The 293-nt window shown below is 32.1% G+C and carries 1 protein-coding gene; it reads left to right on the top strand.

Translation table 11 applies throughout. The annotated features are described in order from the left end of the window. Window positions 1-293, top strand: a 293-nt coding sequence (locus Q4Q35_RS17480) for an NHL repeat-containing protein (RefSeq protein WP_303279313.1), incomplete at both ends; no start/stop codon positions are given.

Raw genomic sequence — 293 nt, 5'->3', positions numbered from 1 at the left:
AACGAGCCTGCTGGAATGGTACTTAATGGAGATGATTTATTTATTGCTGAATTAGATGGTAACAAAATCTCTAAAATAGACATTAATGTAGCTATACCAACAGCAGAAGATGTAGTAACAGGATTAGATGGTCCAGTTGGAATGATATTAAATGGAGATGACTTGTATATTGCTGAAATTTCTGGTAACAGAATTTCTAAGCTCAACTTAGGTACACTTTCAATAAATGAAAACATAGAAGTATCCAATATAAAGTTATATCCAAACCCTTCCCCAGATTTTATTCAAATTTC

It is taken from the genome of Flavivirga aquimarina (assembly GCF_030540835.1).
GTDB classification, from domain to species: Bacteria; Bacteroidota; Bacteroidia; order Flavobacteriales; family Flavobacteriaceae; genus Flavivirga; species Flavivirga aquimarina.
This window is presented reverse-complemented; position numbering and strand designations above follow the sequence as displayed.